2 protein-coding genes, 1 tRNA gene and 1 pseudogene are annotated in these 3,080 nt (G+C 73.1%); 1 reads left to right on the top strand and 3 read right to left on the bottom strand.

The window, feature by feature from the left end; genetic code table 11:
- Positions 1 to 94: 94 nt before the first annotated feature.
- Together VIM19_08360 and VIM19_08355 are read right to left on the bottom strand one after the other, a co-directional pair.
- A complete protein-coding gene (locus VIM19_08360) occupies positions 95 to 1,096 on the bottom strand; it encodes a nitroreductase family protein (GenBank protein HEY5184895.1) in 1,002 nt (333 codons plus the stop codon).
- A 38-nt stretch (positions 1,097 to 1,134) separates the two neighbouring features.
- Positions 1,135 to 2,016, bottom strand: coding sequence for a universal stress protein (locus VIM19_08355; GenBank protein ID HEY5184894.1), 882 nt, complete (start codon positions 2,014 to 2,016; stop codon positions 1,135 to 1,137).
- Between the two features lie 152 nt (positions 2,017 to 2,168).
- Here VIM19_08355 and VIM19_08350 point away from each other — a divergent pair.
- A tRNA-Arg gene (locus VIM19_08350) sits at positions 2,169 to 2,242 on the top strand.
- A gap of 163 nt (positions 2,243 to 2,405) precedes the next feature.
- Here the strand turns inward: VIM19_08350 and VIM19_08345 are convergent.
- Positions 2,406 to 2,951, bottom strand: a pseudogene (locus VIM19_08345) (site-specific integrase).
- Positions 2,952 to 3,080 lie beyond the last annotated feature (129 nt).

The raw sequence follows: 3,080 nt of genomic DNA, 5'->3' as shown, positions 1-3,080 counted from the left end.
ACACCCGCGACGACAACACGCCCGCACCTACCGCGCCGGACTCGTCCTGGCGGCCATCGTCATGTTCTGGCTGCCATGAACCATCAGACAGGCCCTAGTCGCCGCTGTCCAGTTCGGTGGAGACCGGCTCGGTGGTTACCTCGTCCAGCGGACGGCGTGGAGTGGGCGGCGCCGGGACGCCGTAGCCGAGCCGGAGCACCATCTGCGGGTAGCCGATGCCGCGCCCCGGGTCGCGGACCAGCCAACGCAGCTCGGTGTGCTCCAACGGCTGGTTGACGAAGGAGGCGGCCAGCCCCTGCACCGTGCCCACGAGCAGCACCCGCTCGAGGGCCTGGCCCGCGCGCAGCCACGCCTCCGAGTCGTCGTGGGCCGTGGACAGCACGCCGAGGGTGGGGGCGCGCTCGAAGCGGCGCTGTTCGCGGCCAGGGATCGGCCGTCCGCGACGGAGGTCGCGGACGGGGGCGGCCGGGTCGCGGGGGATCGGGCCCAGCGCGTACCCGGGGACGCCGTCCAGCCGGTCGCCGTCGACGCCGGTCCACTTCGCGGCCTCTTCGGCCCGGCTCGGGTCGATGTCGGACTCGAGGTCCGCCAGGTGCACCAGCTCGGTGAGCCGCTCGCGCTCGGTCGCGTCGGTCACCAGCGTCAGCTCGGCTCCCTCGACGCTGGCCGCCTCGATGAGCGCGGTGCCGACGGCGTGCGGGACCGGGCGGTCCTCGAACGGGAACCGGTTGGTGTGCCGCAGCGGAATGGCGTCGTACATCGCGCCGGTCATGCCGGCCCGTTCCGAGCGCCCGCCCAGGGTCACCCGGGCCAGCAGCATCGGGTCGCTTGGCACGGGAAGCAGGCGCACCTTGGGGGAGTAGCCCAGGTGCTCGGCGGCCACCCGCAGGTTGAGCAGGGCGGCTCCGCAGGAGACGTGCAGGGCCCGGCCTTCCGGGTCGGCCCGCCGCAGCTGTCGGCCGGGGTCCGCGAGCAGGTCGAGGACAGCGCCGGTCACGGAGAAGCGCCACGGCTGGCTGTTGTGCAGCGAGGGGGCGGCGGTCGCGGCCGCGAGCAGCAGCTGCGTCTCGATGGCCGTCAGCCGACCGTTCGACATGGACCTTTCCCTCCCGGCAGGGCTCGGCTCCGGCCCTGTCACGTGGTCCGGGGCCGAACGACGGTGATCGGGCAGTGCGCGTGGTGCAGCGCCGCGTGGCTCACTGAGCCGAGAAGCAACGATTTGAACCCGCCGCGGCCGCGCGACCCCACCACGAGCAGCTCGGCACCGGCGGACGCCTTCACCAGGGCGGCCGCCGCGTTCTGTCGCACCACGACGACGCGGACGTCGACGTCGGGGAACTTCTCCCGCCAGCCGGCGAGCGACTCGGACACGGCGCGGGTCTCGTCCCCCACGGCGTCATCGGCGAGGGAGGACGGGGCCACGACAGGCTCGGAGCGCTTGGTGTCCCAGGCGTGCAGCGCGGTGAGCCCGACGCCCCGCAGGGAGGCCTCCTCGAAGCCGAACGCCAGCGCCTGCTCCGACAGCGGCGAGCCGTCGACACCGACGACGACCCGGCCGGTCTCGGACCCCGGCTCGACCTTGGTCTCCGGCCGGATCACCACGGTCGGGCAGGGCGCGTGGGTCGCCACCTGGACGCCGGTCGACCCGACCAGCAACTCGCTGAATCCGTCCAGGCCACGGGAGCCGACGACGACCATCTCGGCGTCCCCGACGACGTCCAGCAGGGCCAGCGCGGCCGGGGCGGTGACCAGCCGGGTGCTGACCTCGACGTCGGGACTGACCGACTCAGCGTGGGTGACCGCCTCGGCGAGGATCGCCTCGGCGTTCGCGCGCAGCCCGCTCTCGTCCGGGCCCACGTAGCCGGGGGCAAGAGGGACAGGGGGCAGCGGCAGCGTGAAGGCGTGGACGACGATGACCGGCAGTCCGCGCCGATGCGCCGTCGCAAGGGCCCAGTCCAGGGCTTGCCGGCTGGTGTCCGAGCCGTCATATCCGACGACAACCGGCTTGCCGCTCATACTGACCTCCTGCGCACCCCGAGTGCCTGCGTTCCTCTCCCGAGGTTCCCCGGCGAGGCGACAAGCGGCCAGTGACCTAGGTCCTTGCTGGGCCGGTCGGTCGGCTCCCATTGCCCATGGGGGGCAGTTCGGCTGCCTAGACTCGCCGTCAGCCCCCTGTAGCTCAGCTGGACAGAGCGGCGGACTTCTAATCCGCGGGTCGCAGGTTCAAGTCCTGCCAGGGGGACCGCGCTGACCTGCGGCGATGCCGTTTTCGAGCCCTCCGGCGCCCCGTTTTCGATCTTTGGTGGGTGCAGGGTGGGTGCAGATCTTGAAAGTTCGGATCCGCGGGCGTTGGCGATGAGGGTGGCGGTGTTCTCGGCGGCGGTGCGGGCGTGCTCGGGCAGCACCGAGGTGTAGGTGTCCGCGGTGATGACGATGGTGGAGTGGCCGAGCATCTGCGACACGGTCTTCAGGTCGGCCCCGGCGGCCAGCGCCAGGGTCGCGGCACCGTGGCGCAGGTCGTGCAGCCGGATCGGCGGCAGCCCCGCTTCCTTGGCGAGCGTGGTGAAGCGCTGGGTGACGGTCTCGGGGTGCAGGTCGGTGCCGTCGGGGTGGGTGAACACCCGGCTGGTGTCGGTCCAGGTGGGCCCGGCGGCGAGCCGCCAGGCGGCCTGGCGGGCGCGGTGGGTGCGCAGCACCTCGGTGGTGCGGGTGTCCAGGGGGATGGTGCGCACGCTGTCCGCCTTCGGCGGGGACTCGACGGTGGCCCAGCCGAGCTGGACCACCTGCCGGTTGACGGTGAGCAGCGCCTCATCCAGGTCGATCTCGGTCCAGCGCAGACCGACGGCCTCACCGCGGCGTAGCCCGCGCAACGCGACCAGGTGGAACAGCGCGTACAGGTCGTCGCCGCCGGCGTGGTCGAGAAAGGTGGCGGTCTGCGCCGCCGTCCACACCGCCACCGCCGGCCGCACGCCGGTGGCCTGCCAGGCGGCGACCCGCTCGTCGGTCCACACCACCGCCTTCGGGCGGCGCCCGGTCGGCAGCTCCACGAACGCCGCGGGGTTGTGCGGGATCAGGCGGCG

The organism is Actinomycetes bacterium (genome assembly GCA_036510875.1).
Classification (GTDB): domain Bacteria; phylum Actinomycetota; class Actinomycetes; order Prado026; family Prado026; genus DATCDE01.
Note: the sequence above shows the minus strand (reverse complement) of the source record. Positions and strands in the feature narration are given on the sequence as shown.